The following is a 24,917-nucleotide window of genomic DNA, read 5'->3' as shown; positions in this document are numbered from 1 at the left end:
AAGGAATCGCATGTATCAGCTGCACTATTGGCCCACCCCGAACGGCCACAAGGTTACGCTCTTCCTCGAGGAATCGGGCCTCCCCTACGAGATCGTGCCCGTGAACATCCGCGAAGGCGCGCAGTTCCAGCCGGATTTCCTGAAAATCTCGCCCAACAACCGCATGCCGGCGCTGGTCGATACCGACACCGGCATCAGCCTGTTCGAATCCGGCGCGATCCTCCTCTATCTCGCCGACAAGCACGACATGTTCATCCCCTCGCTCAGCCATATGGGCGGCCGCGCCGAAGTGCTGCAGTGGCTGTTCTGGCAGATGGCGGGGCTGGGGCCGATGATGGGGCAGGCCGGCCATTTCCGGAACTACGCACCGGAACAGGTCCCCTATGCCATCGAGCGCTACACCAACGAGACGCTGCGCCTGCTCAACGTGATGGACAAGCGGCTGGCAGACCGGCCGTTCCTGGCCGGCGGCGCCTACAGCATCGCCGACATGGCCAGCTTCCCCTGGGCAAAGCTGGGCGCGCAGATCGCCGGTTCCGAGGTGCCGCTCCCCAACCTGCAGCGCTGGGTGGACACCATCAACGAACGCGCGGCAACGGCGCGCGCCTATGCCATCGCCGACCGGCCCGACGTGCAGAATGCGGACATGACGGAAGAGCAGAAGAAGATGCTGTTCCAGCAGGGCGCCAGCACCGTGAAGCGATAGCTTTCCCTCACCTCCCCCAGGGTGCAAGGATGACGGCAACGACGGTTTGCATCTTGGGGAGACGGAAAATGGCATTCGAAGGCCGCGAACTACGGTCGCTGGTAGGAGAGGACGGCAGCCTCTCCATCCTGCTGGAAACGGTCGCGCTGGGAGACCCGGCCGACGACGAGGTGATCGTCCGGGTGGAAGCCGCCCCCATCAACCCCAGCGACCTGGGGCTGCTGGTCGGGCCCGCCGACATCGCCTCCGTTGAAACCACTTCCGGCGGCCTCCGCTTCACCATTCCGCCCGCCCGCCTTCCCAGCGTGCAGGGGCGGCTCGGCCAATCCATGCCCGTCGGCAACGAAGGCGCCGGGGTCGTGGTGGCAGCCGGCGCCGGCGTCCGCGCGCTGCAGGGCAAGCGCGTCGCCATGGTCGGCGGCGGCATGTATGCCGACTATCGCAAGATAAAGGCGCGCGAGGTCGTACCCCTGCCCGATGGCGTGACCTCGGCAGAAGGCGCCTCGCTGTTCGTCAATCCATTGACCGCGCTCGGCTTCGTGGAAACGGCAAAGCTGGAAGGCCACAAGGCCATCATCCACACGGCAGCTGCCTCCAACCTCGGGCAGATGCTGCAGAAGATCTGCCTCGCCGACGGCGTGCCGCTGGTGAACATCGTCCGGTCACAGGCGCAGGCGGATATCCTGCGCGGCATCGGCGCCACCCATGTCCTCAACAGCACCGACGGCGATTTCCGGGGCGCACTGCTGAAGGCGGTCAAGGAAACCGGCGCCACCATCGCCTTCGACGCCATCGGCGGCGGCACGCTGGGCAGCGACATCGTGCAGGCGATGGAGCGCGCCGCCGTCAGCCGCATGACTGCGTTCAGCCGCTACGGCTCGGAAGAGTTCAAGCAGCTCTACATCTACGGCGCGCTCGATCTCTCCCCCACCGTCCTCAACCGCCTCGCCTTCGGCTTCGACTGGAGCGTGTCGGGCTGGCTGCTGTTCCCGTTCATGAAGAAGGCCGGCCCGGAGATTTCCGGCCGCATGCGCCAGCGCGTGCTGGACGAAATCAAGACCACCTTCGTCAGCAACTACACCAAGGTGATCGGGCTGGCCGAAGCGCTGCAGCCGGATGTCCTGCGCGCCTACGAGCGCAAGGCGACCGGCGAGAAATATCTGATAGATCCCTCGATCGGCTGAGCCGCCGAGGCTATTGCCGCAAGATCAGGACGCGAGGCCCCGGTCCGGGTTCTCGCTGAAGGTCAGGTCGTCGCCTTCCTCTTCGGCGGATGCGGCCGCCGGCAGGCTTTCACGATCGCGTTTCGCTTCGCGCACCAGCGCCAGTTCGGCTTCATGCCCCCAGGCGGCGGCAGCCGTGGTGGCGATCGCCCGCACATTCTCCAGGCTGGCGTTTGCAGCGCGCTTCAAATGATCGGCCTGCTGTGCGCGGCAGAATGTCGATGTCTGTGCCATGGCGCGATCCTTACTTGGCTGAAGGTTTCAGTTGCAGCTGCCCGGACCGTCCGGAACTGCCACCCTTCCAGTGACGAAGCCGCGGCGCACCGGATACGCTGTTCAGGCGTTCGATGGATCCCGCGACGACCGAGGCATTGTAGCCAAGCCGCAGGCGTGTGTCCTCGGATGCGGCTCCGCGCGCCTGCATCAGCAGGAGCTGGTGATCGAAATACAGCTGGTTGAGATCCAAATTCTGCTCCTGTCTGTAAGCGGGAGCACAAGCATGGTCTCTCTGTCGCGCCTGCCTACGGAACCGTCTCGCGCGATCCCCTCCATATGGGGACGATGCGCCCGCTTTATAAGGCCCTGCATTACGCGGACCTGCCGATTGCAGCGCGGGTGGCGCCCTATTGCGCCCCCGCCCGGTTCGCCACCAGGTCCGCCACCACCGACGGATCGGCCAGCGTCGTCGTATCGCCCAGACTTCCGATGTCGTTCTCGGCGATCTTGCGCAGGATCCGGCGCATGATCTTCCCCGACCGCGTCTTCGGAAGCCCCGGCGCGAACTGGATCACGTCCGGCGTCGCGATGGGGCCGATTTCCTTGCGCACCCAGGCCACCAGCTCGCGGCGCAGCGCCTCGGAAGGCGCCTCATGCGCGTTCAGCGTCACATAGGCATAGATGCCCTGCCCCTTGATGTCGTGCGGAAAGCCGACCACGGCAGCCTCGGCAACCTTGCCATGCGCCACCAGCGCGGATTCCACCTCCGCCGTCCCCATCCGGTGCCCCGACACATTGATGACATCGTCAACGCGCCCGGTGATCCAGTAATAGCCGTCGGCATCCCGCCGGCAGCCGTCGCCGGTAAAATACTTCCCCTTGTAGGTCGAGAAATAGGTCTGGAAAAAGCGCCCATGATCGCCCCACACGGTGCGCATCTGCCCCGGCCAGCTCCGCGCCAGCACCAGATTGCCTTCGGCCGCGCCCGTCAGCAGCCCGCCCTCGCTGTCCAGCAGCTGCGGCTCCACGCCAAACATCGGAAAGCTCGCCGAACCCGGCTTCAGCGCATGCGCGCCCGGCAAAGGCGTGATCATCGCCCCGCCGGTCTCCGTCTGCCACCAGGTATCTACGATGGGGCAGCGCCCCTCGCCCACCACGCGATGATACCAGTCCCAAGCCTCGGGATTGATCGGCTCGCCCACGCTCCCCAGCAGCTTCAGCGACGCCCGCGAGGTCTTTGAAACCCACGCGTCGCCCTCGCGCATCAGCGCCCGCAACGCCGTCGGCGCAGCGTAGAAGATGTCCACCTGATACTTGTCGATGATCTGCCAGAAGCGGCTGAAATCGGGGAAGTTCGGCACGCCCTCATACATCAGCGTCGTCGCCCCGTTCGCCAGCGCGCCATAAACGACATAGCTGTGCCCGGTCACCCAGCCCACATCGGCCGCGCACCAGAAAATCTCCCCGGGCCGATAATCGAACACATAGTCGTGCGTCATCGAAACCCAGGTCAGATACCCGCCAGACGTATGCAAAACCCCCTTCGGCTTCCCCGTGGAGCCCGAGGTATAGAGGATGAACAACGGATCCTCGGCGTTCATGGGCAGCGCCGGGCAATCGGGGCTTTGCGCCGCAACCAGCGTTTCATACGCAAGGTCGCGGCCCTCCTCCATCCACACGCCGTTGCCGGTCCGGGCAACCACGATCACCTTTTCCACGCCGTTGCAGCGCTTCAGCGCCTCGTCCACATTCGCCTTCAGCGGCACCGTCTTGCCGCCGCGCAGGCCCTCGTCGGCGGTAATCACAATCCGGCTGTCGCAATCCTGGATGCGCCCGGCGATGCTGTCCGGCGAAAAGCCGCCAAACACCACCGAATGGATCGCCCCGATCCGCGCACAGGCCAGCATCGCAATCGCGGCCTCCGGGATCATCGGCAGATAGATGGTCACCCGGTCGCCCTTGCGAACCCCCAGCGAGAGCAGCCCGTTCGCCAGCCGGCACACGGCCTCATGCAGCTGGCGATAGCTAAGCGCCCGGCCTTCCCCCGGTGAATCCGGCTCCCACAGGATCGCCGTCTGCTCACCACGTTCCGCCAGATGCCGGTCGATGCAATTGGCGGCGACATTCAGCTCCCCATCGGCAAACCAGCTGATCCCGAAATCGGCTTCGTCGAACGAGGATTTCGAGACCTCCGTAAAGGGCTTCGACCAGTCCAGCCTGCCCGCCTCGCGCCGCCAGAAATCCTCCGGCGCCTCCAGCGATTCCCGATACAGCGTGGCATAGCGCTCGGCATTGATCTTCGCGCGCGCGGCCCACTCGGCTGGAACGGGGTACAGGGCATTGCTCATACGGTCGTCTCTCCCATCTGCGCCGCTCCCTAGCGCGATTGGTGGCGGCCGCGAAACCCCGAACAGTTGCCCGGCAGTCGGCGCTTTCCTATGCAACCGGCCATGATCCGAATTCTCTCCGCCCTGCTCGCCGGGCTGGCCGCCATCCCCGCCACCGCCGCACCCGTCCTCTATTCGGGTGCCACCCTCATCGACGGCACCGGCGCCCCGGCACGGGCAAGGCAGGATCTGCTGATAGACGGCGAACGCATCGTCGCCACAGGCCCCGCCGGCACGCTGAAGGCAGACGGCGCAAAGCGCATCGACGTGAGCGGCCGTACCATCATCCCCGGCCTCGTCGACAGCCACGTCCACCTGGCAACCCCGCCGAACAGCACGCGCGCGCGGGCGCTGCTCCGTCGCAATCTCTATGGCGGCGTCACGATGGTGCGCGACATGGCCGACGATCTCCGCTCGGTCGGCGAACTCGCCCGCGAAGCCCGCGTCGGCGAGATTCCCGCACCCGACATCTACTACGCCGCCGTCGTCGCCGGCACGGATTTCTTCAAGGACCCGCGCGTCGCCGCGATCAGCGCCGGCGTCCCCGTCGGCACCGCCCCATGGGCGCACGCCATCGACAACAACAGCAACATCGCCGAGGTCATCACGCTGGTGCGCGGCACGTCGGCCACCGCGATCAAGATCTACGCCGACCTGTCCGCAGATCTCGTCGCCAAACTGACGGCAGAGGCGCACAGGCAGGGGCTGATGGTCTGGGCGCACAGCGCGGTATTCCCCGCCCGTCCGGCCGATGGCATCGCCGCGCGCGTCGATAGCGTCAGCCACATCTGCTACCTCGCCTATCAGGTGGAGCCCGACGTCCACCCCTCCTACGAGGACCGCACCCCGGTCGACGAACGCCTGCTGAAGCCGAACGACCCGGTGATGGCGGGCCTCTTCCGCGACATCCTCGCCAACAAGATCCTGATCGACGCCACCGGCAGCCTGTTCGTGCGCGAGGAAGGCCCGCGCAGGAAGGACCCGAAGGCCAAGCCGCTTCGCTGCACCGGCAAGGCCGTGATCGACTTCACGAAGCAGGCCGCGGCCATGGGCGTGCCGATCTCCACCGGCACCGATTTCACCCTGCCGGCCACCGATGCCTTCCCGGAAGTGCATGAAGAGCTGCTGTTCCTCGTCCGCGATGTGAAGATGCCGCCACTGCAGGTGATCCGCTCGGCCACGCTGATGGGGGCAGTCGCCGCCGGCCAGCAGAAGGAACGCGGCAGTATCGAACCGGGCAAGCTCGCCGACTTCGTGGTGCTGAAGGCCGATCCGCTGCAGGACATGGCGAATATCCGCAGCGTCGAAACGGTGGTGAAGCGCGGCCGCGCCTATCCGCGCGCCGACTATGTGCCTGTCAGCCCCGCAGAACTTTCCCGCGACTGACCACTGGCCAAGCGCCGCCGTTTCTGCGAGCCATACGGCCGGTAGAACAGCGGAGAGTTTGCGGGTGGAAACGGGCAAGCGCGGCGAACGGATGGTGATACTGGCCTCGTCGCTGGGAACCGTGTTCGAATGGTATGATTTCTACCTCTACGGCCTCCTCGCCACCATCATCACCGTCCAGTTCTTCTCCGGCGTCAACGAAACCACCGGTTTCATCCTGGCACTCGCCGCCTTCGCTGCGGGCTTTGCCGTCCGCCCGTTCGGCGCCCTGGTGTTCGGCAGGCTGGGCGACATGGTGGGCCGCAAATACACCTTCCTCGTCACCATGGGGCTGATGGGCGCTGCCACCTTCGCGGTCGGCCTGCTGCCCGGCTATGCAGCGATCGGCGTTGCAGCCCCCATCCTGCTGGTGCTGCTGCGGATGCTGCAGGGCCTCGCGCTCGGCGGCGAATATGGCGGCGCCGCCACCTATGTCGCCGAGCACGCGCCAGACGGAAAGCGCGGCTTCCACACCAGCTTCATCCAGACCACGGCGACACTCGGCCTCTTCCTCGCCCTCCTCATCGTCATCGGCACCCGGCTGGCGGTCGGCGAAGAGGCCTTCAGGGACTGGGGCTGGCGCATCCCCTTCCTCGTCTCCGTGCTGCTGCTCGGCGTCTCGCTCTGGATCCGCATGCAGCTGGAGGAAAGCCCGGTCTTCAAGAAGATGAAGGCAGAGGGCACCACCTCGAAAAAGCCGCTCACCGAAGCCTTCGGCCAATGGAGCAACCTGAAGATCGTGCTGATCGCCCTGTTCGGGGCCGTCACCGGCCAGGCCGTCGTCTGGTACACGGGCCAGTTCTACGCGCTCTTCTATCTGGAAAAGATGCTGCGCGTGGACGGCGCCACCACCAACATCCTGATCGCCATCGCCCTCGCCATCGCCACCCCCGGCTTCCTGTTCTTCGGCTGGCTGTCCGACAGGATCGGCCGCAAGCCGATCATCATGGCCGGGCTGCTGCTGGCGGCGATCACCTATTTCCCGCTGTTCAACGCCCTGCAGCACTTCGCCAACCCGGCCCAGTTCGAGGCGCAGGAACATGCGCCGGTAACCGTCTCGGCAGACCCGAAAACCTGCAGCGTCCAGTTCGATCCCATCGGCAAGACAAGGTTCGACGGCACCGGCTGCGACATCGCCAAGTCGTTCCTGGCAAAGGCAGGCGTCTCCTACAGCAACATCCACACCCCCGGTGTCGGCAGCGGCGCCACCATATCGGTGGGCTGGAAAACGCTGGAGATCGCCGATCCCACCGGCCTCTCCGACGCCGAACGGGCAGCCCTCATCCGCAACTTCGGCAAATCCGCAGCCCTGACGCTGCAGGCAGCAGGCTACCCGGACAAGGCAGACCCCGCCCGCATCAACAAGCCGATGGTGGTCGCAATCCTCACCATCCTCGTCCTCTACGTAACGATGGTCTATGGCCCCATCGCCGCCCTGCTGGTCGAACTCTTCCCCAGCCGCATCCGCTACACCTCGATGAGCCTCCCCTACCACATAGGCAACGGCTGGTTCGGCGGCTTCCTGCCGACAATAGCCTTCGCCATGGTGGCAGCCACCGGAGACATCAGCTTCGGCCTCTGGTATCCCATCCTCGTCGCCGGCCTGACCTTCGTCATCGGCATGATCTGGCTACCGGAGACCTTTCGCCGCAAGATCGAACATTAGGGCTGCTGCCGAGAAGAGAACCCATCTAGCACACAAATTCAGCGCAACAAATCAGTCCGATTGAAGATTGATGCACCACAACTCTTTAAGTTTCTAAGTCTAAATTCCATTGATTTTGGTACTTAAGCAATATTTCTCGCTCTTCGTCTTTGATTGAACAATGGACTCTAGGATTTACTGTTGCATCAAGATAGATCCACAATTTATTTGGTTTTCTATCCAATCCGTTCCTATTCTTTTGTCTATAGTAGCTATCCATATTCAGTTGCGCGAGTTGCTCTGCCACTTTGACAGGCAAGACCAATACACGATATTTTGAAGGAGAATTTACAGCAATCAATACAATGAAATTAGCTTTGAGTGCAAAATCATCCTTCTTGTTGAAAATCGGCGTAGTTCTGCTTACGCTATCTTCGTCACAGTATCCGTACTGCACCCACCATCTCTCTCTGGCGCCACGAAAGACATTACTTGCGCCTTTCACCTGAATATTGAACGAGCTTCCATTCTTTGATGCGATAAAGTCAACGTTTGCTGAAGATTTTGACATATACGCGAGATCAATTATATGAAATCCGCGCGATTCAAATTCATTCATCGCAATTCTTTCGGCGATTCTACCCACGTTCTTTGAGTTTATTTGCATTTGGTGACCCTCACATCGCCGAAATACCCCCGTCGATATACAGCTCCGACCCCGTCACGAACTTCGCCTCGTCCGAGCACAGATAGACCGCCCCCCAGGCCACATCGTCCGGCTCGCCAATGGTGCCGATCGGCACCTGCCGCCCCAGCTTTGCCTTCACCTCGTCCTTGCTCACACCTTCGCGCTGGAAATTGTCCAGGATCGGCGTGTCCATGAAGGTGGGGTGGATCGAATTGCAGGTGATCGGGTCCTTGTTCGAGGCGCAGTGCAGCGCCACCGACTTGGACAGGTGCCGAACCCCGGCCTTGGCGCTGTTGTAGGCCGCCATCCGCCCCGAGGCGATCACGCCCGCGATCGACGAAATATTCAGAATACTCCCCCGGCTCCCCTCGCGCCGCGTTGTAGTACGGATCAGCGACAGCGCATGCTTGCACCCCAGGAACACGCCATCCAGGTCGATCGCATGCACCAGCCGCCAGTCCTCCAGGCTGGTGCTTTCCACGCTGCCCGGCGTGCCGATCCCGGCATTGTTCACCAATATATGCAGCCCGCCAAACACCCGTTCGGCTTCGGCGACCGCCGCCGTCCACTGGGCTTCGCTGGTCACATCATGCGCGAAACTCGCCGCCGAACCGGCCCGCACCGCATTGATCGCAGCCGCCGCCCGCGCCGCACCCTGGCCGTCGATATCGGTCAGCAGCACCCGCGCGCCTTCGTCGACAAAGCGCTCTGCCATCCGCTTGCCCAGCCCCGACGCCGCGCCGGTGATCAGCGCGATCTTGCCCTGCAACCTGTCTGCCATGTCCGTGCAGTCCTCCCGACTCCGACGCTAGGCCAGTCACGGCCGGCCCGCCAGACTGGCCGCAATGCGAGGATAGACTTCGGAACAGGCGGGTAAATGGTCGCAATCCGGCCGTAACCGCGCGTTCAGCCCCGCATTTGTGGCAGTTCGGCCACATGCGATGCAGAACGACCGATGCTGCATTGCAACAAAGGTTGAACCGCAGCCGGCACTTACCCTAGCAGCCGCCACAAGAGCGCCGCCGACCGGTCGAAGCGCCACCCCACAAAGTTCCCCGGGAGTTTCCATGAAATCCGTTCTGCTTGCGTCCGCCGTGCTGTTTGCCGCCCTTCCCGCCTTCGCGCAGGAAGTCGCCACCGAAGCCACCGCAGACGACGGTCTGATGCAGGGTGACATCATCGTCACCGCCACCAAGCGTTCGCAGGCGCTGTCCGACGTGCCGATCGCCATCAGCGCCGTCACCGCCGAAAGCCTGCAGAATTCCGGCGCCAGCGACATCCGCCAGCTGAACCAGCTCAGCCCCTCGCTGCTGGTCTCCTCCTCCTCTTCCGAAACCTCGGGCGGCGCCGCCCGCATCCGCGGCATCGGCACCGTCGGCGACAACGCCGGCCTCGAAGCCTCGGTCGCGGTCTTCGTCGACGGCGTCTATCGCAGCCGCACCGGCGCCGGCCTCACCGAACTGGGCGAGATCGAGCGGATCGAAGTGCTGCGCGGCCCCCAGGGCACCCTCTTCGGCCGCAACGCGTCGGCCGGCCTCATCAACGTCGTCACCGCCAAGCCCAAGTTCGAAGTCGGCGGCACCGCCGAAGTCACCTACGGCAACTATGATTACTGGCGCCTCGCCGGCGGCTTCACCGGCGGCATCATCGACAACATCCTCGCCGCCCGCGTAGACGGCGTCTATGTGAAGCGCGACGGCTTCATCACCGACGTGATCTCGGGCGACAAGATGAACGACCGCGACCGCTGGATGCTCCGCGGCCAGCTGCTGTTCACCCCCAACGACGACATCGAATTCCGCCTCATCGGCGACTATTCCAAGCGCGAGGAAAGCTGCTGCGCCGGCACCTTCCAGCCGTTCCGCACCGTCACCTTCAACCAGGCGACGCAGAGCACCAGCATCAGCCCCAACAACAGCATCGTGAACATCCTGCGCGGGCTGGGCGGCGTCATCAGCGACGACACCTATGGCCGCAAGACCGCCATCACGCCGGGCCGCAACTACGACAACGATGTCAAGGATTGGGGCATCTCCGGCGAGCTCAACTGGGATCTCGGCTTCGGCGGCCTCACCTCCATCACCGCCTGGCGCGACTGGAAGACGCTCCGCAACCAGGACGCGGACTTCACCAGCCTCGACATTCTGCAGATCACCGGCAACGAGACCCGCTTCCGTACCTTCAGCCAGGAACTTCGCCTGAACGGCACCCTGTTCGACGATCGGCTCGACTGGCTCGTCGGCGGCTACTACGCCAATGAAACCCTCGATTACACCTCGCACACCCGCTACGGCGCGGACTATACCCGCTATGCGAACTGCCTCGTCGCCAACAGCCTGAACGCTTCGGTTCCGGGCCTGCTGTCCCCCACCTCCAACGGCTGCCTCAACCCGACGCTGGCCGCGGCAATCGTCTCCAATCCGAACCTCCCGGCCGCACTGCGCACCCCCGTCGCCATCTTCGGCGGCTTCGCGGTGCCCGGCGTCTATGGCTATGATGCCGTCGCCGCCATCGTCGGCCAGCCGGGCAAGACGCTCTCCAACACCGGCATCGTCGAGGACCGCTACAAGCAGTCCAGCACCAACTATGCCTTCTTCACCCACAACGTCTTCGAGATCGTCCCCGACAAGCTCTCGCTGACGCTCGGCGCCCGCTACACCAACGAAACCAAGAAGCTGACCGCCAACCTCGACAGCGACAACACGCTGTGCGCGGCGATCGCTGCCTCGGCGCTCGCCTCGCTGGCGACGGCGCCCTGCGTCATCAGCTCGTTCGACTTTGCCGGCACCTCCAGGCGCTCCGAAGACCAGTGGACCGGCACCGTCGTGCTTTCCTACAAGCCCTTCGAAAACCTGATGACCTACGCAAGCTATGCGAAGGGCTACAAGTCGGGCGGCTTCAACATGGACCGCAGCTCGCTGAACGCCGCGAACGTCCAGATGACCGACCTGCAGTTCGGCGCGGAAACCGTCGACAGCTTCGAAGTCGGCGCCAAGTTCGACACCCGCGGCTTCACGCTGAACATCGCCGCCTTCCGCTCGGTGTTCGACCAGTTCCAGCTGAACGCCTTCAACGGCGTCAACTTCGTGGTCGACAACATCCAGGCCTGCAGCAAGGACCTGAACGGCGGCGACCGCGACTTCGCCGGCCTGCCGGTGAACGGCGTCCCCCTCACCCAGGCACAGGCCGCCGCCAGCGGCCGCTGCGATGCCGAAGACGTGAAGGCAGGCGTCACCTCCACCGGGCTTGAAATCGAAGCGGCCGTCTATCCGGCGCCCAACCTGATGTTCAATCTCGGCATGACCTACGCCGACACCCGCTATCGCAACAATCTGACGGGCGTCGGCGGCAAGCCGCTCGGCACCGCCTTCTTCAACCTGCCGGGCAACCAGCTCTCCAACGCGCCGGAATATGTGATGACCGGCGCCGTCACCTTCACCCCGCCCGTCACCGACACGCTCTCGGCGCTGTTCTACCTCGATTATCGCTTCCAGTCCGGCATCAACACCGGCTCCGACCTCTATCCGGAAAAGTATCAGGAAGCGGTGATGGTCGTGAACGGCCGCATCGGCCTCTCCGGCCCGGACCGCAAATGGTCGGTCGAAGCCTGGGCCCAGAATCTGCTCGACACCGACTACCAGCAGGTCGGCTTCAACGCCCCGCTGCTGGGCAGCGGCACCATCGCGCAAACCGCCCGCGGCGGCCCGGCGGCCAACCAGCTGTTCGGCGCCTTCCTGGCCGAACCGCGCACGTTCGGGGTGACGGTGCGGACGAAGTTCTGATCTGAGGGAACCAAAAGCAGGGGGCTCTGCCCCCTGCACCCCCGGCAGGGAAATGATTTCCCTGCACCCTCAACACATATACGTCATCCCAGCGGTCCGAAGGACTGGCGGAGCCAACGCTGGGATCCACAGGGCATCCTCTCCGCAAGCTACAGAGGAAAGAGAATCGCCCCATAATCCTGCGCACCGTGCAAGATATGCAGCACCACCACCTTCTCCGCCTCAACCCGATAGAAGATCAGATAGTCTCCATGAACACGCCGCCGCACGCCAGCGGCTTCAAAGCGCGGCACAAGCGGGAACCGCTCCGGCATATCGGCCAGCCCCAGGCATTTTGAGCGAAGCTCCTGCAAGAAACCCAACGCCCGCGCCGGGTTGTCGCGCGCGATATAGTCCCCGATCGTCTCCAGATCATACTCAGCCTCAGCCGATAGATGGACGATCATTCCCCGTCAGCACCCATCGCCCGATACTTCGCCTCCAGGCGGTCGAACACCATGTCGGCAGGGGCCGTGCGCCCGGCTTCCGCGTCCGCCAGTCCCCGTGCGATCGAAGCGTCCAGAGCAGCCAGCCTCGCTTCCCGATCCTGAATCAGCCGCACGCCTTCCCGCAAGACCTCGCTTTTCGAGTTGTAGCGCCCCGTCGAAACGAGGTTGGAGACAAATGTCTCAAGCTGTTGTCCGAGATCGGCGCTAATCATGATCCAACTCCTGCCAGGCAGATTCTAGCTTGTTATCAACAGTTGATAAAGCGGAATCGATATCACTTGATCTGTCCTACAAACCCCAATCCATGCCAGAAACACCCCCGTGCAGGCGTCAAGCCAACCCGCATTTTTCCCTGTCCTACAAACAAGTCCCACGCTACGCGCGCACCCGCGCCCATACGCACGAGTCAGCGTAAAGTTTGGGAAGTTTCGCCCCCGGAACCGGGGTGCAGGGGGCAGTTCCCCCTGCCGGGTCCCCCTAAGCCGCAGCCCGATTCCGCCGCGGCGCCTCGAACTCGTCCGGGTTCGGCTTCCGCGTCGCCTGCCAGTAGTCCACCAGCGCAAACGGCCAGTTCTGGCTCACCCGGCCTCGGGCGTTCTTGTACCAGCTCGTCACGCCCGGCTGGCCCCAGGCCATCTTGGCGTTCTCGGCGTCGACCCGCGCATTGAAGCTGTCATGCACCTCGGCCTTCACGGAAATCGGCCCCTGCTCGGCGATCAGGCGCGCGGCTTCGGCGATATAGTTCACCGCGCATTCCGAGAAGAAGATGATCGAGCCGTTGACGACGATATTGGTGTTCGGCCCATAGATCATGAAGAAATTGGGGAAGCCCGGCACGCACATGCCCAGATAGGCGCGCGCGTCGCCCTGCCAGCGCTGGTGCAGGTCGGCGCCGTCCTCGCCAATCACCTTGAAGCTCTTCAGGAAGTCCGAGGCGTGGAAGCCGGTGCCATAGATCAGCACGTCGGCGGGGTGGCGTTCGCCATCCTCCGTCACCACCGCGTCCGGCTCGATGCGGGCGATGGACTTCGTGACGAGATCGACATTGTCCCGCTGCAGCGCCTTCAGCCAGACGCCGTTGTCGCGCAAGGACCGCTTGCCGCCGAACGGATATTGCGGAACCACATGCCCCAGCAGCTGCGGGTTCGCTTCCACCTGCGCGGCGATCTTTTCCACCAGCGCGGCACGCAGCTCGGCGTTGGCGGCACCGATGGTGCCGGCCGGGCCGTTCCAGCCCTCGTCGGCGGTCACCTGCGGGATCACCCCGTCGGTCAGCATCCAGAACAGCCAGAAGCGATACCATTTGTCGTAGTTGGGGATGTGCTCGACCGCCCACTGGAAGGCGTCGGGAACGGGATCGTGGTAATTGTCGGTCGGCCCAAGCCACGGCGGGGTGCGCTGGAACACGTCCATATGGGCTACTTGCGGGGCTATTTCGGGCACGAACTGGAAGGCCGAGGCGCCGGTGCCGATCACCGCGACACGCTTGCCCGCCAGATCCACATCATGCCGCCACCGCGCCGAATGGAAGGCAGGGCCGGCGAAGCTGTCGCGGCCGGGAATGTCGGGATAGCGCGGCTCGTTCAGCTGGCCCACGGCAGAGACCAGCATATCGGCCTCCAGCTTCACCGCGCCGCCGTTCGCGCGGACGCTCCACTTGCCGCGGGCGCCGTCCCACTTCGCCTCTTCCACGCGGGTGCCGAAACGGGTCAGCTCGCGCAGCCCATGGTGGCTGGCAAAGCGCCGGAAATACTGCAGCAGCACATCGCCCTGGCTGTAGAATTCCGGCCAGTCGTGGTTCGGCTCAAAGGAATAGCTGTAGAGATGGTTCGGCGTATCGACGCGCACGCCCGGATAGCGGTTCAGCAGCCAGGTGCCGCCGACATCCTCGTTCGCCTCCAGGATGGTGACGGCAACGCCCGCCTGCCGCAGCCGCAGCGCCGCGAGCAGGCCAGACATGCCCGCGCCGATGACGATGGCCGAAAGCTGCGCCGGCACGGGGGACGGCACCCGCCGGTCGACGCCATCCAGCATCAGCTCTTCCATCAGGAAGGGCAGATAGTCGGCCGGCACGTCGCCGCCGGCAATCCAGCTGATCATGCGGTGGATGCGCTCGGGCGAGGGAATCGTGGCAGGCTGTCGCTCGCCGGTGAGTATCGGCCACAAGACCCGGTCGGCCTCGGCGCGGATCTTCGCCTGCCAGTCTTCGGGAAAATCGCCCATGCCGTCGCCAAAGAAGTCATAGACGGGGATAGGCCCCTGCAGCAGGCTGTCGTCGCCGCTCGCCTGCGCGACACAGACCGCCAGCGTCGGCAGGTGCGTGGTGACAAGCGCGGCTTCGAAATCCGCGCGGCTCAGCTTTGCCATGGTCTTCTCCCTCAAGCGCTGTCGCGCTCACCGGATCATGAAGCCCCTGAGGCCGCGCGCGGCAACCCCGCGCTTGTGACGGGAATCACTCCGCGCTGCGAATTTCAACAGGCATGTTCAGCCCCTTCAGCTGCGGCAGCACCTGCGCCTTGTCGCCGACGACCACCCAAACCAGCTGGTCCGCAGTCGGCAGGGGTGCTGCGGCAACCGATTTGTCGGTCACGCCGGCGATCTTGCCGGGCAGGGTCTGCAGATAATCATCGGGCCGTCCCAGATTTTCCGACCGCTCCAGCGCCGACAGCAAGGCGCCCGCCGTCTCGAAATCGCCCGGCAGCGAACGGATCAGGTTCGCCCGCGCATTTGAAATCTCGGCCGGGCTGGGCGGCTGCCTGCCATGCACATCGGCCAGCAGGGTGCGGATGGCGGTAATGCTCTCACCCGTAGCCGCGGTCTCGACGGGCGCGGAGAGGATGAAGGGCATGTCGAAACGCGTGGGCGACAGGCTGGAATAGGCGCCGTAGCTCCAGTTCTTCTTCTCCCGCAGCTCCTGGTTCAGCCGGGCCGACGCAAGGCCGCCGAACACATCGTTGGCAAGGCTCGCCGCCAGCATGTCGTCGCGGCCCGTCATCGGCATGGCGGAGGCCGCGATGATGACCGATTGCGGCGAATCCGGGCGATCGATGAGGATGATCTTCCCCGGTGCGGCGGGCTGCACCTGCGGCATCACCGTCAGGCTCATCGGCGGCGGCGTGGTCGATTTCCAGTCGCCGAAGGCCTGCTCCAGCAGCGGCTTCAGCGTCGCCATGTCGGTATCGCCAACCACCAGGATGGTGCCCTGTTCGGGCCGGAGCGCGGCGTGGAAGGCAATCAGGTCGTCACGGCTGATCGATTTCAATCCGGCCTCGGTGCCGCTGCCGGTGAAGCTGAAGCCGTAAGGGTGGGTATCGCCGTAAACCAGCTTCGGCAGCGCCCGATAGGCAAGGCCGGTCGGATCGGTCGCCTCCCGCTTCAGCCCGGTCAGGGCCTGCACCCGCCCGCGCTCCAGCTGGTCGCTCGGGAAGGTGGGCGCCCGGACGATATCGGCAAACAGCGCCACGGATTCGGCCAGGTTCGGGGTCAGCGCGTTCAGCGAAAAGCGGGTGCGATCCAGCGACGCCGAAGCGCCGATTCCGGTGCCGAGCCGCTCCTCCATCCGGGCGATGGCGGGGCCGTCCATCGGCCCCAGGCTGCCGTCGATGCCCTCGTCCAGCAGGCCCAGCATCAGCATCTGCGTGCCCGGCTTGTCGCGGCTGTCGGCGCTGATGCCGCCGGGCAGCGAGATCATCATGCGAACAACGGGCACCGCATCGCGGCGGGCAAAGATCAGCTTCATGCCGTTCGACAGCGTCGTGCGCTCCACGGCCGGCAGGTTGAAGCTGGTGGCGGCACCGGCCTCGGGCAGCTTGCTGCGGTCAGCCGGCGTGCCCACAGACGCGCTCTTCACCGCAGGTTCGGCAACCGACGCCGGAATCCGCACGGAAGGCGGCAGCGCCACCTCCTTGGGGTCGCGGTCGCCGGGCAGCAGCGTCAGCCGGTGGTCGCCCTGTCGCAGCCACTGGCGGGCGGCAGCGCGGACGGTGCCCGGCGTCGCCGAAGCGAAGTTGGCAAGATCGTCGCGATAGTCGGCGGCGTTGTCGGCATAGAGCAGCCCCTCCGCCAGTACGACGCCCTTGCCGCCAAAGCCGCCGACCTTTTCAAGGCCGCGCACCGTGCCGGAGACGACCCGCATCGCAACCCGATCCACCTCGTCCGCCGTGGGGCCATGCTCCAGAAACTCGGCCAGCAGCTCGTCGATCCGGGCCTCCACCCTGGCCGGGTCCACGCCCGGCGCGACGTCGGCGGAAATGCTGGCGATGCCGGCCATGCCCTGCGCACTGACGGAGCCGCCAACGGAAACCGCCAGCCGCTCGTCGCGAACCAGCTTCTCATACAGGCGCGAGGTGGAGCCGCCGGCGAGGATTGCCATCCCCACCTGCAGGTCGGCGATTTCGGCGGCATCGCCGCGGCCCGGCACCGCCCACATGCGGCTCACCTGCGGCGTCGCCACCTTGTCGTGCATAACCGTGCGGGTGGTCTCGGTGCGAAGCGGCACCCAGCCGGCCATGCGGGCAGGCGTCGGGCCGGCCGGAATCTGGCCGAACCATTTCTCTACCAGCGGCCTGGCGGTGGCAGCATCGATATCTCCCGCCAGCACCAGCACCGCGTTGTTCGGACCATAGTGGCTCTGGAACCAGCCCTTTGCATCCTGCAGCGTGGCGGCGTTCAGATCCTCCACCTTGCCGATGGTGGAAACGCTCATCGGATGATCGGCCGGGAACAGCGACTTCAGCATTTCATACTGCACCAGCCCGCCGGGCTCATTGTCGCCCTGCCGCTTCTCGTTCAGCACCACTTTGCGCTGCGCATCCAGCTTCTGCTGGGTCAGCGCCGGCAGCAGCCAGCCCATCCGATCGGATTCCAGGAACAGCGCCAGATCCAGCGCCGGGGTCGGCACCGTCTGGAAATAGTTGGTGCGGTCAAAGCTGGTGGTGCCGTTGAAATCGGTGGCGCCGATCGCCTCCAGCGGCTGGAAATGTTCGGCGTCATGGTGCTGGCTGCCATAGAACATCAGATGCTCGAACAGGTGCGCAAAGCCCGATCGGCCGACCGGCTCGTCCACGGAGCCGACATCGTACCAGACCCCCACCTGCACCAGCGGCGCCTTGCGATCGGTGTGGACGACCACGCGCAAGCCGTTGGGCAGGGTGAACTGCTCGTAGGGGATGTCCACCTGCTTCACCAGTTCGGCAAGAGGCGCGGGGTCTGCAAATGCGGGGATTGCGGCTGTTGCAAGCAGGGCAACCAGAAGTGTGCGGATCATTTCAGTCCTGTCGTGACGACCTCGGTGAGGTCGCGGGAGATGCCGGGGGTATCGGCTACGCGCTGCAGCGTTTCCTGCATCTGAACGCCCCACGGCGCCGCAAACCGTCGCCAGCGGGTCAGCGGCTGGATCAGCCGCGCGGCGGATTGCGGGTTGATGCGGTCCGCATCCAGCACCTGCCGCCCCAGGAAGGCATAGCCCTGCCCGCCTGCATCGTGGAAGCGCGGCTGGTTTCCGGCAAAGCCCAGCACCAGCGCACGCAGCCGGTTCGGGTTTCGCGGATCGAAATCGCGGTCCGCCGCCAGCGCCTGCACCTGCCCCAGCGTGTCTGCGCGGGTGGAGGCGGCCTGCGCGAGGAACCATTTGTCGAATACTTCCGGCAGCGCGGCATAGCGCTCGCGGAAGGCCGCCAGCGCCGTGTCGCGCTCAGGGCGCATCGAATGGCTGAGCGCCGTCAGCGCCGACATCCGGTCGGTCATGCAATCGGCCTGCGCATATTGGGCAAGCGCAGCGGCAGCAGCCTCCGCGCCGTCGCGGGCGAGCAGCAGCGACAGGGTGATGCCCTTCAGCCGCCGCAGCCCTTTTGCCCGGGCGGAAAGATCGGCGCCGTCGGTGCCGGTCGCCCGCCAGATCTCCCACAAACGCGGGCCAAGCGCGTCGAGGATGGCACCGCGCAGCGCTTCGCGGGCGGCGTGGATCGCCGCCGGATCGACGCTCTGCATCTGGTCGCCGACCAGCGGCTCGGAGGGGATCAACAGGGTTTCGGCGACAAAGGCCGGGTCCGCCTCCCAGCCGTCGAGCAGGGCTGAAAGCGCCTGCGCCACATCCTCGGCGCCGCACAGCTTGCCGTCGTGCACCGATTCCACCAGCGCCGACAGCATCAGCTGCTGGATCGCTTCATAGCGGGCAAATTCATCGTCCTCATGCGCAGCAAGCAGCATCAGCTCGGCGCGCGCCGGGGCCGGGCGGGCGACGATCGGGGCAGCAAAGCCCCGGTTCAGCGACAGGATCGGCGGTTCGTCCAGCCCTTCCAGCAGCAGATCGGTCTCCGGCGCCGTCAGCAGCAGGTCGCGGGTTTCGCTCAGCTTGCGGCCGTCGCGGGCAAAGGCGGCGAAGTTGAACGGAATGGGCAGCGGCGGCGCCCCTTCGGCGGCCTTGGGGTTGGACTGGCGCAGCGACAGCCGCACGGTCTTGGCGCGGGCGTCGTGGCTGGCGGAAACCTCCACCTGCGGCGTCCCTGGCTGCTCGTACCAATGTTTGAAGCGGGCGGAATCGAGCCCCTCGGACTGCATCGCGGCCAGGAAATCCTCGACCGTCGCGGCCCGGCCGTCGTTCGCATCGAAATAGCGGTCGGTCGCGCGGCGGAACTTCTCAGGCCCCAGCAGGCGCGCCATCATCCGGATCAGCTCGGCGCCCTTATCATAGACGGTCGCGGTATAGAAGTTGGAAATCTCCATATAGCTGTCGGGGCGAACCGGGTGCGCCAGCGGCCCGGCATCCTCGGGGAACTGCGCCGCGCGCAGCTGGCGGACGGCCTCGATCCGCTTCACCGCCGGCGAGCCGCGGCTGGCGGAGAATTGCTGGTCGCGGAAGACGGTGAAGCCTTCCTTCAGGCTCAGCTGGAACCAGTCGCGGCAGGTGACCCGGTTGCCCGACCAGTTGTGGAAATATTCGTGCGCGACGATCCCCGCGATGGCGTCGAAATCCCAGTCGGTCGCAGTGTCCGGATCGGCCAGCACATATTTGGCGTTGAAGATGTTGAGCCCCTTGTTCTCCATCGCGCCGAAGTTGAAATCATGCACGGCAACGATGTTGAACTGGTCGAGGTCATATTCGCGCCCATAGACCTCCTCGTCCCAGGCCATGCTGGCCTTCAGGCTTTCCATCGCATGGGCGCAGCGCGGCACGTCGGCAGCCGCAACCCAGATGGCAAGCGCGACATGCCGGCCAGAGCGGGTGGTGAACGCATCGCGCAGCGCCGCAAGATTTCCGGCGACAAGCGCGAACAGGTAGCTGGGCTTGGGGAAGGGATCGTCCCACTCGGCGAAGTGGCGGCCATCGGGAAGGCTGCCCGCAGCGCCGGGGTTGCCATTGGCCAGAAGCACCGGAAAGCGCTGCGCATCCGCCTCCATCCGCACATGATAGCGGCTGAGCACATCCGGGCGATCCGGGAAGAAGGTGATGCGGCGGAAGCCCTCCGCCTCGCACTGGGTGCACAGATTGCCGCCCGAGGCGTAGAGCCCCATCAGCCGGCTGTTGGCAGCGGGGCGGATGGCGACGAGAGTTTCGACCGTGGCGGCATCCGGGCCGATGGCAAGCTCCAGCCCGTCCGCCGCGCTATTCGGCAGCGGCTGCGAAACCCCGTCGATCTTCATCTCCAGCATCTCCAGCTCCTCGCCGTCGAGACAGAGCGGGCGGCGGTGCGCGCCGTTGCGCTCGATCTTCAGCGTCGCGCGCACCAGCGTGCGAACCGGGTCCAGATCGAAGTCGAGGGCGATTTCCGGCACCAGCCAATCGGGCGGCTGATAGTCGGCAAGCTTCTTCAGCGGCGGCAACGGAGCGGGGGATTGCATGCCCCCGAAGCTAGGGCGAGCGAGGCGGCTTCGCAACAGCCCTAGGGCTGGCTGCGACGCCCGATCTCGCCCGCAACCCATCCCATCAGCAGCGCCAGCATCACCGCCAGCAACCCATAGAAAAAGCTGTGCTTGTGCGCGAAGACGAACAGGTCGCGCTCAAAGCCGGTCTTGTCGATGATGACGGGCGCGGTGGAACGCGCCCGCACCTTGCCGTCGAGGATCAGGTAGATTTCCGCCTGATAGTTGCCGACCGGGACCGCCGACGGAATCGGCAGCCGGGCGCGATACAGCACACGGTCGGTCACCAGCACGCCATAGGGCTGCTCGACGAACAGGTTTTCGCTGGTGCGCAACGCCACCAGCCCGTCCTGGAAGGTGCCGGTGGTTTCCGGATCCGTCGCCGTGGCCGGCGACAGCTGCAGATGCTGCAGGCCGATTTCATAGATGGCGGCATTGCGCTCATCCAGCAGGTCGCGCACCGGCTTGGTGGTGGCGACCGCATAGAAGCCGGGCGCGGATTCAAAGCGCACCGCCTCCGTATTTACCCAGATGCCGGCAACGCGGGCCTTCTTGCGGACAGTCAGCGGTTCCATCGGCCCGCGCAGCACGACGGCGATTCCGGGGGCTTCTTCGGGGGCGATCCCGCCCGGATACTGGATCGCGCCAAAGATCAGCAGCTCGGCACCGGCAAAACGATAGGAAATGTCGATCCGGCTCTGCGACATGTCGGTGACGAGCCGCGGCTCTGCCTGCAGCGGGGCGGCGAGGAACAGCAGCAGGAGAAGCAGCCGTTTCATCCCAGCGCCAGCTGGATCGAGAAAAGCTCCTTCGGCGTCCAGGTGAGGCCGATGGCAAGACGGATGGCGACCCCCAGCACGATCAGCGCCAGCAGCAGGCGCAGCCGCTCCGGCTGCAGCTGCTGTGCGGCGCGCGCCCCGAACTGCGCACCGGCAACGCCGCCCAGCAGCAGCAGCAGCGCCAGCAGGATATCCACCGATTGCGACTGGGTGGCGTGCAGCAGCGTGGCGACCGCGGTCACAAAGACGATCTGGAACAGGCTGGTGCCCACCACCACCGAGGCCGCCATTCCCAGCAGGTAAAGCATGGCCGGCACCATGATGAAGCCGCCGCCGACGCCCATGATGACGGTAAGCACGCCGACCCCCGCGCCCACCGCAAAGGGCGCCAGCGGCGAGATATAGACGCCCGATTTCGGAAAGCGCATCTTCATCGGCAGCGAGGCGATCAGCGGATGGTGATGCCGCGCCTTGCGCGGGGCGACGACACCGCGCCGCTGCTCCAGCAGCACGCCCACCGCCTCCTTCAGCATCAGTGCACCGACGGTGCCCAGGAAGACGACATAGATGAGGGCGATGGTGACATCGACCTGCCCCAGCGACTTCAGCCAGCGAAACACGAACGAGCCGATCACCGAGCCGAGCAGGCCGCCCGCCACCAGCACCGCGCCCATCTTCATGTCCACCTGGCCGCGCCGGTAGTAACTGAGCGCGCCGGAGACGCTGGAGCCGGTCACCTGCGTCGCCGACGAGGCAACGGCAATGGCCGGCGGAATGCCGTAAAAGATGAGCAGCGGGGTGGTGAGGAAACCGCCGCCGACGCCGAACATGCCGGAGAGAAAGCCCACCAGCCCGCCCAGCGCGATGATGACGAGCGCGTTCACGGACATTTCGGCGATGGGCAGGTACAGATCCACGGCCTGCTTAAAGCACTTCGCAACCGCGTCCTGAAGCGGAACTTGGCCCGACCAGCCAAAATGGCGGATAAAAAGAGGGCCGGAGGATTGCTCCTGCCGGCCAGTCGGGTCGCTTTCAACCCGGCCATGCCGGGCGCCCCCGCTATCGTCCCGATTCTTCCGCGTTACAAGTGTGTTACGTCGAGTCGGTTCATTTTTCGGCACTGGTGTTGCCGGATTTCATCGGTACGCCGCCGCTTGCGCCGCCCACCCTGCCCCGTGCAAGAGCGGCCGGATGACAGATACGGTGCATATCATCGGCGGCGGACTCGCCGGATCGGAAGCAGCCTGGCAGCTCGCACAGCGCGGCGTGCCGGTGGTGCTGCACGAAATGCGCGGCGGCGGCGGGATGACGCCGGCGCACCAGACAGACGGGCTGGCGGAACTGGTCTGCTCCAACAGCTTCCGGTCCGACGACGCCCTGCACAACGCCGTCGGGCTCCTGCACCGGGAAATGCGGGCGCTCGGTTCGCTGGTGATGCGCGCCGCCGATGCCGCGCAGGTGCCGGCCGGCTCGGCACTGGCGGTGGACCGGGATGTCTTTTCGGAAGCGGTGACGAAGGCCCTGACCGAGCACCCGCTGGTGACGATCCGCCGCGAGGAAATCCACGCGCCCGACCCGGACTGGAAGCATATCCTGATCGCCACCGGGCCGCTCACCTCGGCGCCGCTCGCCGGCTTCATCCAGCAGCTGACCGGCGAAGAGCATCTCGCCTTTTTCGATGCAATCGCGCCCATCGTGCACAGCGATTCGATCGACATGGGGGTGGCCTGGCGGCAATCCCGCTACGACAAGCGCGCCGATGGCAGCCTGCTGCCGCCGGGCGAAGGCGACTATATCAACTGCCCGATGGACAAGCCCGACTACAACGCCTTCGTGCAGGCGCTGCTGGATGGCGAAAAGGGCGAGTTCAAGGAGTGGGAGCGCGACACCCCCTATTTCGAAGGCTGCATGCCGATCGAGGTGATGGCCGAGCGCGGGCTGAACACGCTGCGCTTTGGCCCGATGAAGCCGATCGGGCTGAAGGATCCGCGCAAGGAACGCGGTGCCTGGGCGGTGGTGCAGCTCAGGCAGGACAACGCGTCGGGCACGCTGATGAACATGGTCGGCTTCCAGACCAAGCTGAAGCACGCCGAGCAGGTGCGCATCTTCCGCACCATCCCCGGCCTTCAGAACGCCGAATTCGCGCGCCTGGGCGGCCTGCACCGCAACAGCTTCATCCGCTCCCCCATCCTGCTGGACCCGACCCTCCGCCTCGGCGCAGACCTGCGCATCAGCTTCGCCGGCCAGATCACCGGCTGCGAAGGCTATGTCGAATCCTCGGCGGTCGGGCTGATGGCGGGCATCTTCCTGACCGAACGCGTCCACGGCCGCCGCCCGCTGCCGCCACCCCGCGAAACGGCACTGGGCTCGCTGCTGGCCCACATCACCGGAGAAGCCGTCGCCGAAAGCTTCCAGCCAATGAACATCAACTTCGGCCTGTTCCCCGACATCGCCGGCGCCGCCAAGGGCCGCGACCGCAAGGCAGCCCTGTCGGCGCGCGCAGCGGAAGCGCTGGGCGGGTGGCTATCGACGGTGAAAGCCGCGTAGGTTTTCGCCCCCGGCGGCCAAGGGCGCTGCCCTCCGGCGCCGTCAGGCGATGGCACGAAAAACCAGGGGCTCTGCCATCCGGCGCCGTGAGGCTATGGCAAGAATAGCCAAGGGCTCTGCCCTTGCAACCCGGCAGGGAAATGATTTCCCTGCACCCTCGAAAATCGACTGCTTCGCGCGACATGTCAGCCATGAACGCCGACCAAGCCCCGCCTCAAAACCACCCCAAAACCCACCTCAAAACCCGCTCAGGCTGAGCTTGTCGAAGCCCCACCCGGGTTAAGTATACTGTCCCCGGAATTCTGGCTCAAAGGCCGCCCGTACTATATTTCCCTCTGTTGCAGCAGCCTATATTACCTAACTCTCCCGGCAGAGGAGGACCGCAAGGCGGGACTGCCGCCAATGGCAAGTAAGTATCCCGCTTCGCTCACCTAATTCTACGTCTCCTACTATCCCGCATACTCCTTGTGGCTTAACCCCGTTTGAGAATAGGATGGTCAACATCGCGGCTGGAGCAGACGTCGCAACGTTGGGCTTTGCGGGGGCGGCTGTAGGGTTTTCTCCCACCGTGATCGGGGGTGCTGGTTTCGGTGCATTAGCCGGCGGATCAAGGTTGGTGTCGATGGGTGCGAATACTCTAAAAGCATTTTCACAAGGTACGAGGGGCGATTACGTCGGTGCGGGGGCTACTGCAGCCAGTATTGCAGTTGGGTTTGCCGTTCCATCGGGACTTATCAAAGGTCAAGCCGTCGTGGCTCGTTACGGAGGACCGGCAATGACCCCGGCGAGAGGGATTGTGGGTGAGGGCGCTGGGATGGTCGCAGGACAGATTGTGGAAAATGGGATCTGTGCGGCGTCAGAGGCAAAATAATGGAATACGCAGTGTTCATTTTGTTCGGAACACCTTTTATGTCCCTAGTCGACAGGGCAATGTGGCGGCATATGTTCCTAATTTTATCAGTTTCTAATAATATTGGAGATTGGAGATCGATCGAATTAAAGTCAAATTATAGATGGCTTGAGCCAATTAAGTGGTTTTTCTATTTCACAATACCTTCTATAGTATTTTATATCGTAAAAATTGAACAAAATCTGTTCAATGTAAGTATTCTTACTATCCTAATGATCATATACATTGTATACATTTTTCAAATCGCAAGTAAGAAATTTG

At 64.7% G+C, this 24,917-nt stretch carries 18 protein-coding genes; 6 read left to right on the top strand and 12 right to left on the bottom strand.

The window, feature by feature from the left end; translation table 11 throughout:
* Window positions 1-10: 10 nt before the first annotated feature.
* Both IM784_RS16220 and IM784_RS16215 read left to right on the top strand, forming a co-directional pair.
* The gene (locus IM784_RS16220) at window positions 11-706 is read left to right on the top strand and encodes a glutathione S-transferase N-terminal domain-containing protein (RefSeq protein ID WP_199556393.1); all 696 of its coding nucleotides are present in this window, start codon (window positions 11-13) and stop codon (window positions 704-706) included.
* Between the two features lie 68 nt (window positions 707-774).
* Window positions 775-1,890, top strand: a complete 1,116-nt coding sequence (locus IM784_RS16215) for an alcohol dehydrogenase catalytic domain-containing protein (RefSeq protein WP_199556392.1) — start codon at window positions 775-777, stop codon at window positions 1,888-1,890.
* A 24-nt stretch (window positions 1,891-1,914) separates the two neighbouring features.
* On the opposite strand, the gene IM784_RS16210 is transcribed toward IM784_RS16215, so the two are convergent.
* The 3 genes from IM784_RS16210 to acs form a co-directional block, all read right to left on the bottom strand.
* A complete protein-coding gene (locus IM784_RS16210) occupies window positions 1,915-2,163 on the bottom strand; it encodes a hypothetical protein (RefSeq protein ID WP_199556391.1) in 249 nt (82 codons plus the stop codon).
* Window positions 2,164-2,173: 10 nt separating this feature from the next.
* Entirely contained in the window at window positions 2,174-2,395 is a 222-nt protein-coding gene (locus IM784_RS16205; protein WP_199556390.1) for a hypothetical protein, read from the bottom strand.
* A 157-nt stretch (window positions 2,396-2,552) separates the two neighbouring features.
* Entirely contained in the window at window positions 2,553-4,493 is a 1,941-nt protein-coding gene (gene acs, locus IM784_RS16200; protein ID WP_199556389.1) for an acetate--CoA ligase, read from the bottom strand.
* 102 nt (window positions 4,494-4,595) lie between these two features.
* Here acs and IM784_RS16195 point away from each other — a divergent pair, with 102 nt between their 5' ends.
* Together IM784_RS16195 and IM784_RS16190 are read left to right on the top strand one after the other, a co-directional pair.
* Complete coding sequence (locus IM784_RS16195; protein WP_235977440.1) at window positions 4,596-5,918, top strand: amidohydrolase family protein; 1,323 nt, start codon at window positions 4,596-4,598, stop codon at window positions 5,916-5,918.
* Window positions 5,919-6,009: 91 nt separating this feature from the next.
* On the top strand, window positions 6,010-7,623 hold the full coding sequence (locus IM784_RS16190; RefSeq protein WP_235977443.1) for an MFS transporter: 1,614 nt from the start codon (window positions 6,010-6,012) through the stop codon (window positions 7,621-7,623).
* Between the two features lie 85 nt (window positions 7,624-7,708).
* Here IM784_RS16190 and IM784_RS16185 read toward each other — a convergent pair whose 3' ends face one another.
* Window positions 7,709-8,221, bottom strand: coding sequence for a hypothetical protein (locus tag IM784_RS16185; protein WP_199556386.1), 513 nt, complete (start codon window positions 8,219-8,221; stop codon window positions 7,709-7,711).
* A gap of 58 nt (window positions 8,222-8,279) precedes the next feature.
* Window positions 8,280-9,071 (bottom strand): SDR family oxidoreductase, encoded by a 792-nt coding sequence (locus IM784_RS16180; RefSeq protein ID WP_199556385.1) that lies wholly within the window; start codon window positions 9,069-9,071, stop codon window positions 8,280-8,282.
* A gap of 286 nt (window positions 9,072-9,357) precedes the next feature.
* On the opposite strand from IM784_RS16180, the gene IM784_RS16175 reads away from it, so the two are divergent.
* Window positions 9,358-12,072 carry a TonB-dependent receptor gene (locus tag IM784_RS16175; protein WP_199556384.1) on the top strand — a complete coding sequence of 905 codons (2,715 nt, stop codon included), beginning with the start codon at window positions 9,358-9,360 and terminating at the stop codon, window positions 12,070-12,072.
* Window positions 12,073-12,221: 149 nt separating this feature from the next.
* Here the strand turns inward: IM784_RS16175 and IM784_RS16170 are convergent, their stop codons facing one another.
* The 7 genes from IM784_RS16170 to IM784_RS16140 form a co-directional block, all read right to left on the bottom strand.
* Entirely contained in the window at window positions 12,222-12,518 is a 297-nt protein-coding gene (locus IM784_RS16170) for a type II toxin-antitoxin system RelE/ParE family toxin (RefSeq protein ID WP_199556383.1), read from the bottom strand.
* Complete coding sequence (locus tag IM784_RS16165; RefSeq protein ID WP_199556382.1) at window positions 12,515-12,772, bottom strand: type II toxin-antitoxin system ParD family antitoxin; 258 nt, start codon at window positions 12,770-12,772, stop codon at window positions 12,515-12,517. Before IM784_RS16165 ends, IM784_RS16170 begins: the two co-directional genes overlap by 4 nt.
* A 265-nt stretch (window positions 12,773-13,037) precedes the next feature.
* Window positions 13,038-14,927: a flavin-containing monooxygenase gene (locus IM784_RS16160; RefSeq protein WP_199556381.1), complete on the bottom strand. Its 1,890-nt coding sequence runs from the start codon at window positions 14,925-14,927 to the stop codon at window positions 13,038-13,040.
* Window positions 14,928-15,012: 85 nt separating this feature from the next.
* Complete coding sequence (locus IM784_RS16155) at window positions 15,013-17,826, bottom strand: M16 family metallopeptidase (protein WP_199556380.1); 2,814 nt, start codon at window positions 17,824-17,826, stop codon at window positions 15,013-15,015.
* Window positions 17,823-20,399: an aminopeptidase N gene (gene pepN / locus IM784_RS16150; protein WP_199556379.1), complete on the bottom strand. Its 2,577-nt coding sequence runs from the start codon at window positions 20,397-20,399 to the stop codon at window positions 17,823-17,825. The genes IM784_RS16155 and pepN overlap by 4 nt, the downstream gene beginning before the upstream one ends.
* A gap of 41 nt (window positions 20,400-20,440) precedes the next feature.
* Window positions 20,441-21,199: a TIGR02186 family protein gene (locus tag IM784_RS16145; protein ID WP_199556378.1), complete on the bottom strand. Its 759-nt coding sequence runs from the start codon at window positions 21,197-21,199 to the stop codon at window positions 20,441-20,443.
* Window positions 21,196-22,116, bottom strand: a complete 921-nt coding sequence (locus IM784_RS16140) for a sulfite exporter TauE/SafE family protein (protein WP_199556377.1) — start codon at window positions 22,114-22,116, stop codon at window positions 21,196-21,198. The genes IM784_RS16145 and IM784_RS16140 overlap by 4 nt, the downstream gene beginning before the upstream one ends.
* A 274-nt stretch (window positions 22,117-22,390) precedes the next feature.
* On the opposite strand from IM784_RS16140, the gene trmFO reads away from it, so the two are divergent.
* Window positions 22,391-23,746, top strand: a complete 1,356-nt coding sequence (gene trmFO / locus IM784_RS16135) for a methylenetetrahydrofolate--tRNA-(uracil(54)-C(5))-methyltransferase (FADH(2)-oxidizing) TrmFO (RefSeq protein WP_199556376.1) — start codon at window positions 22,391-22,393, stop codon at window positions 23,744-23,746.
* Window positions 23,747-24,917 lie beyond the last annotated feature (1,171 nt).

The sequence above is a fragment of the Sandaracinobacteroides hominis genome (assembly GCF_016464365.1).
GTDB classification, from domain to species: Bacteria; Pseudomonadota; Alphaproteobacteria; order Sphingomonadales; family Sphingomonadaceae; genus Sandaracinobacteroides; species Sandaracinobacteroides hominis.
This window is presented reverse-complemented; position numbering and strand designations above follow the sequence as displayed.

Bases quoted from the DNA above. Each gene is read 5' to 3' on its own strand.
- IM784_RS16220 (WP_199556393.1), top strand. From the start codon at position 11: ATGTATCAGCTGCACTATTGGCCCACCCCGAACGGCCACAAGGTTACG.
- IM784_RS16215 (WP_199556392.1), top strand. From the start codon at position 775: ATGGCATTCGAAGGCCGCGAACTACGGTCGCTGGTAGGAGAGGACGGC.
- IM784_RS16210 (WP_199556391.1), bottom strand. From the start codon at position 2,163: ATGGCACAGACATCGACATTCTGCCGCGCACAGCAGGCCGATCATTTG.
- acs (WP_199556389.1), bottom strand. From the start codon at position 4,493: ATGAGCAATGCCCTGTACCCCGTTCCAGCCGAGTGGGCCGCGCGCGCG.
- IM784_RS16195 (WP_235977440.1), top strand. From the start codon at position 4,596: ATGATCCGAATTCTCTCCGCCCTGCTCGCCGGGCTGGCCGCCATCCCC.
- IM784_RS16190 (WP_235977443.1), top strand. From the start codon at position 6,010: ATGGTGATACTGGCCTCGTCGCTGGGAACCGTGTTCGAATGGTATGAT.
- IM784_RS16185 (WP_199556386.1), bottom strand. From the start codon at position 8,221: ATGAATGAATTTGAATCGCGCGGATTTCATATAATTGATCTCGCGTAT.
- IM784_RS16180 (WP_199556385.1), bottom strand. From the start codon at position 9,071: ATGGCAGACAGGTTGCAGGGCAAGATCGCGCTGATCACCGGCGCGGCG.
- IM784_RS16175 (WP_199556384.1), top strand. From the start codon at position 9,358: ATGAAATCCGTTCTGCTTGCGTCCGCCGTGCTGTTTGCCGCCCTTCCC.
- IM784_RS16170 (WP_199556383.1), bottom strand. From the start codon at position 12,518: ATGATCGTCCATCTATCGGCTGAGGCTGAGTATGATCTGGAGACGATC.
- IM784_RS16165 (WP_199556382.1), bottom strand. From the start codon at position 12,772: ATGATTAGCGCCGATCTCGGACAACAGCTTGAGACATTTGTCTCCAAC.
- IM784_RS16160 (WP_199556381.1), bottom strand. From the start codon at position 14,927: ATGGCAAAGCTGAGCCGCGCGGATTTCGAAGCCGCGCTTGTCACCACG.
- IM784_RS16155 (WP_199556380.1), bottom strand. From the start codon at position 17,826: ATGATCCGCACACTTCTGGTTGCCCTGCTTGCAACAGCCGCAATCCCC.
- pepN (WP_199556379.1), bottom strand. From the start codon at position 20,399: ATGCAATCCCCCGCTCCGTTGCCGCCGCTGAAGAAGCTTGCCGACTAT.
- IM784_RS16145 (WP_199556378.1), bottom strand. From the start codon at position 21,199: ATGAAACGGCTGCTTCTCCTGCTGCTGTTCCTCGCCGCCCCGCTGCAG.
- trmFO (WP_199556376.1), top strand. From the start codon at position 22,391: ATGACAGATACGGTGCATATCATCGGCGGCGGACTCGCCGGATCGGAA.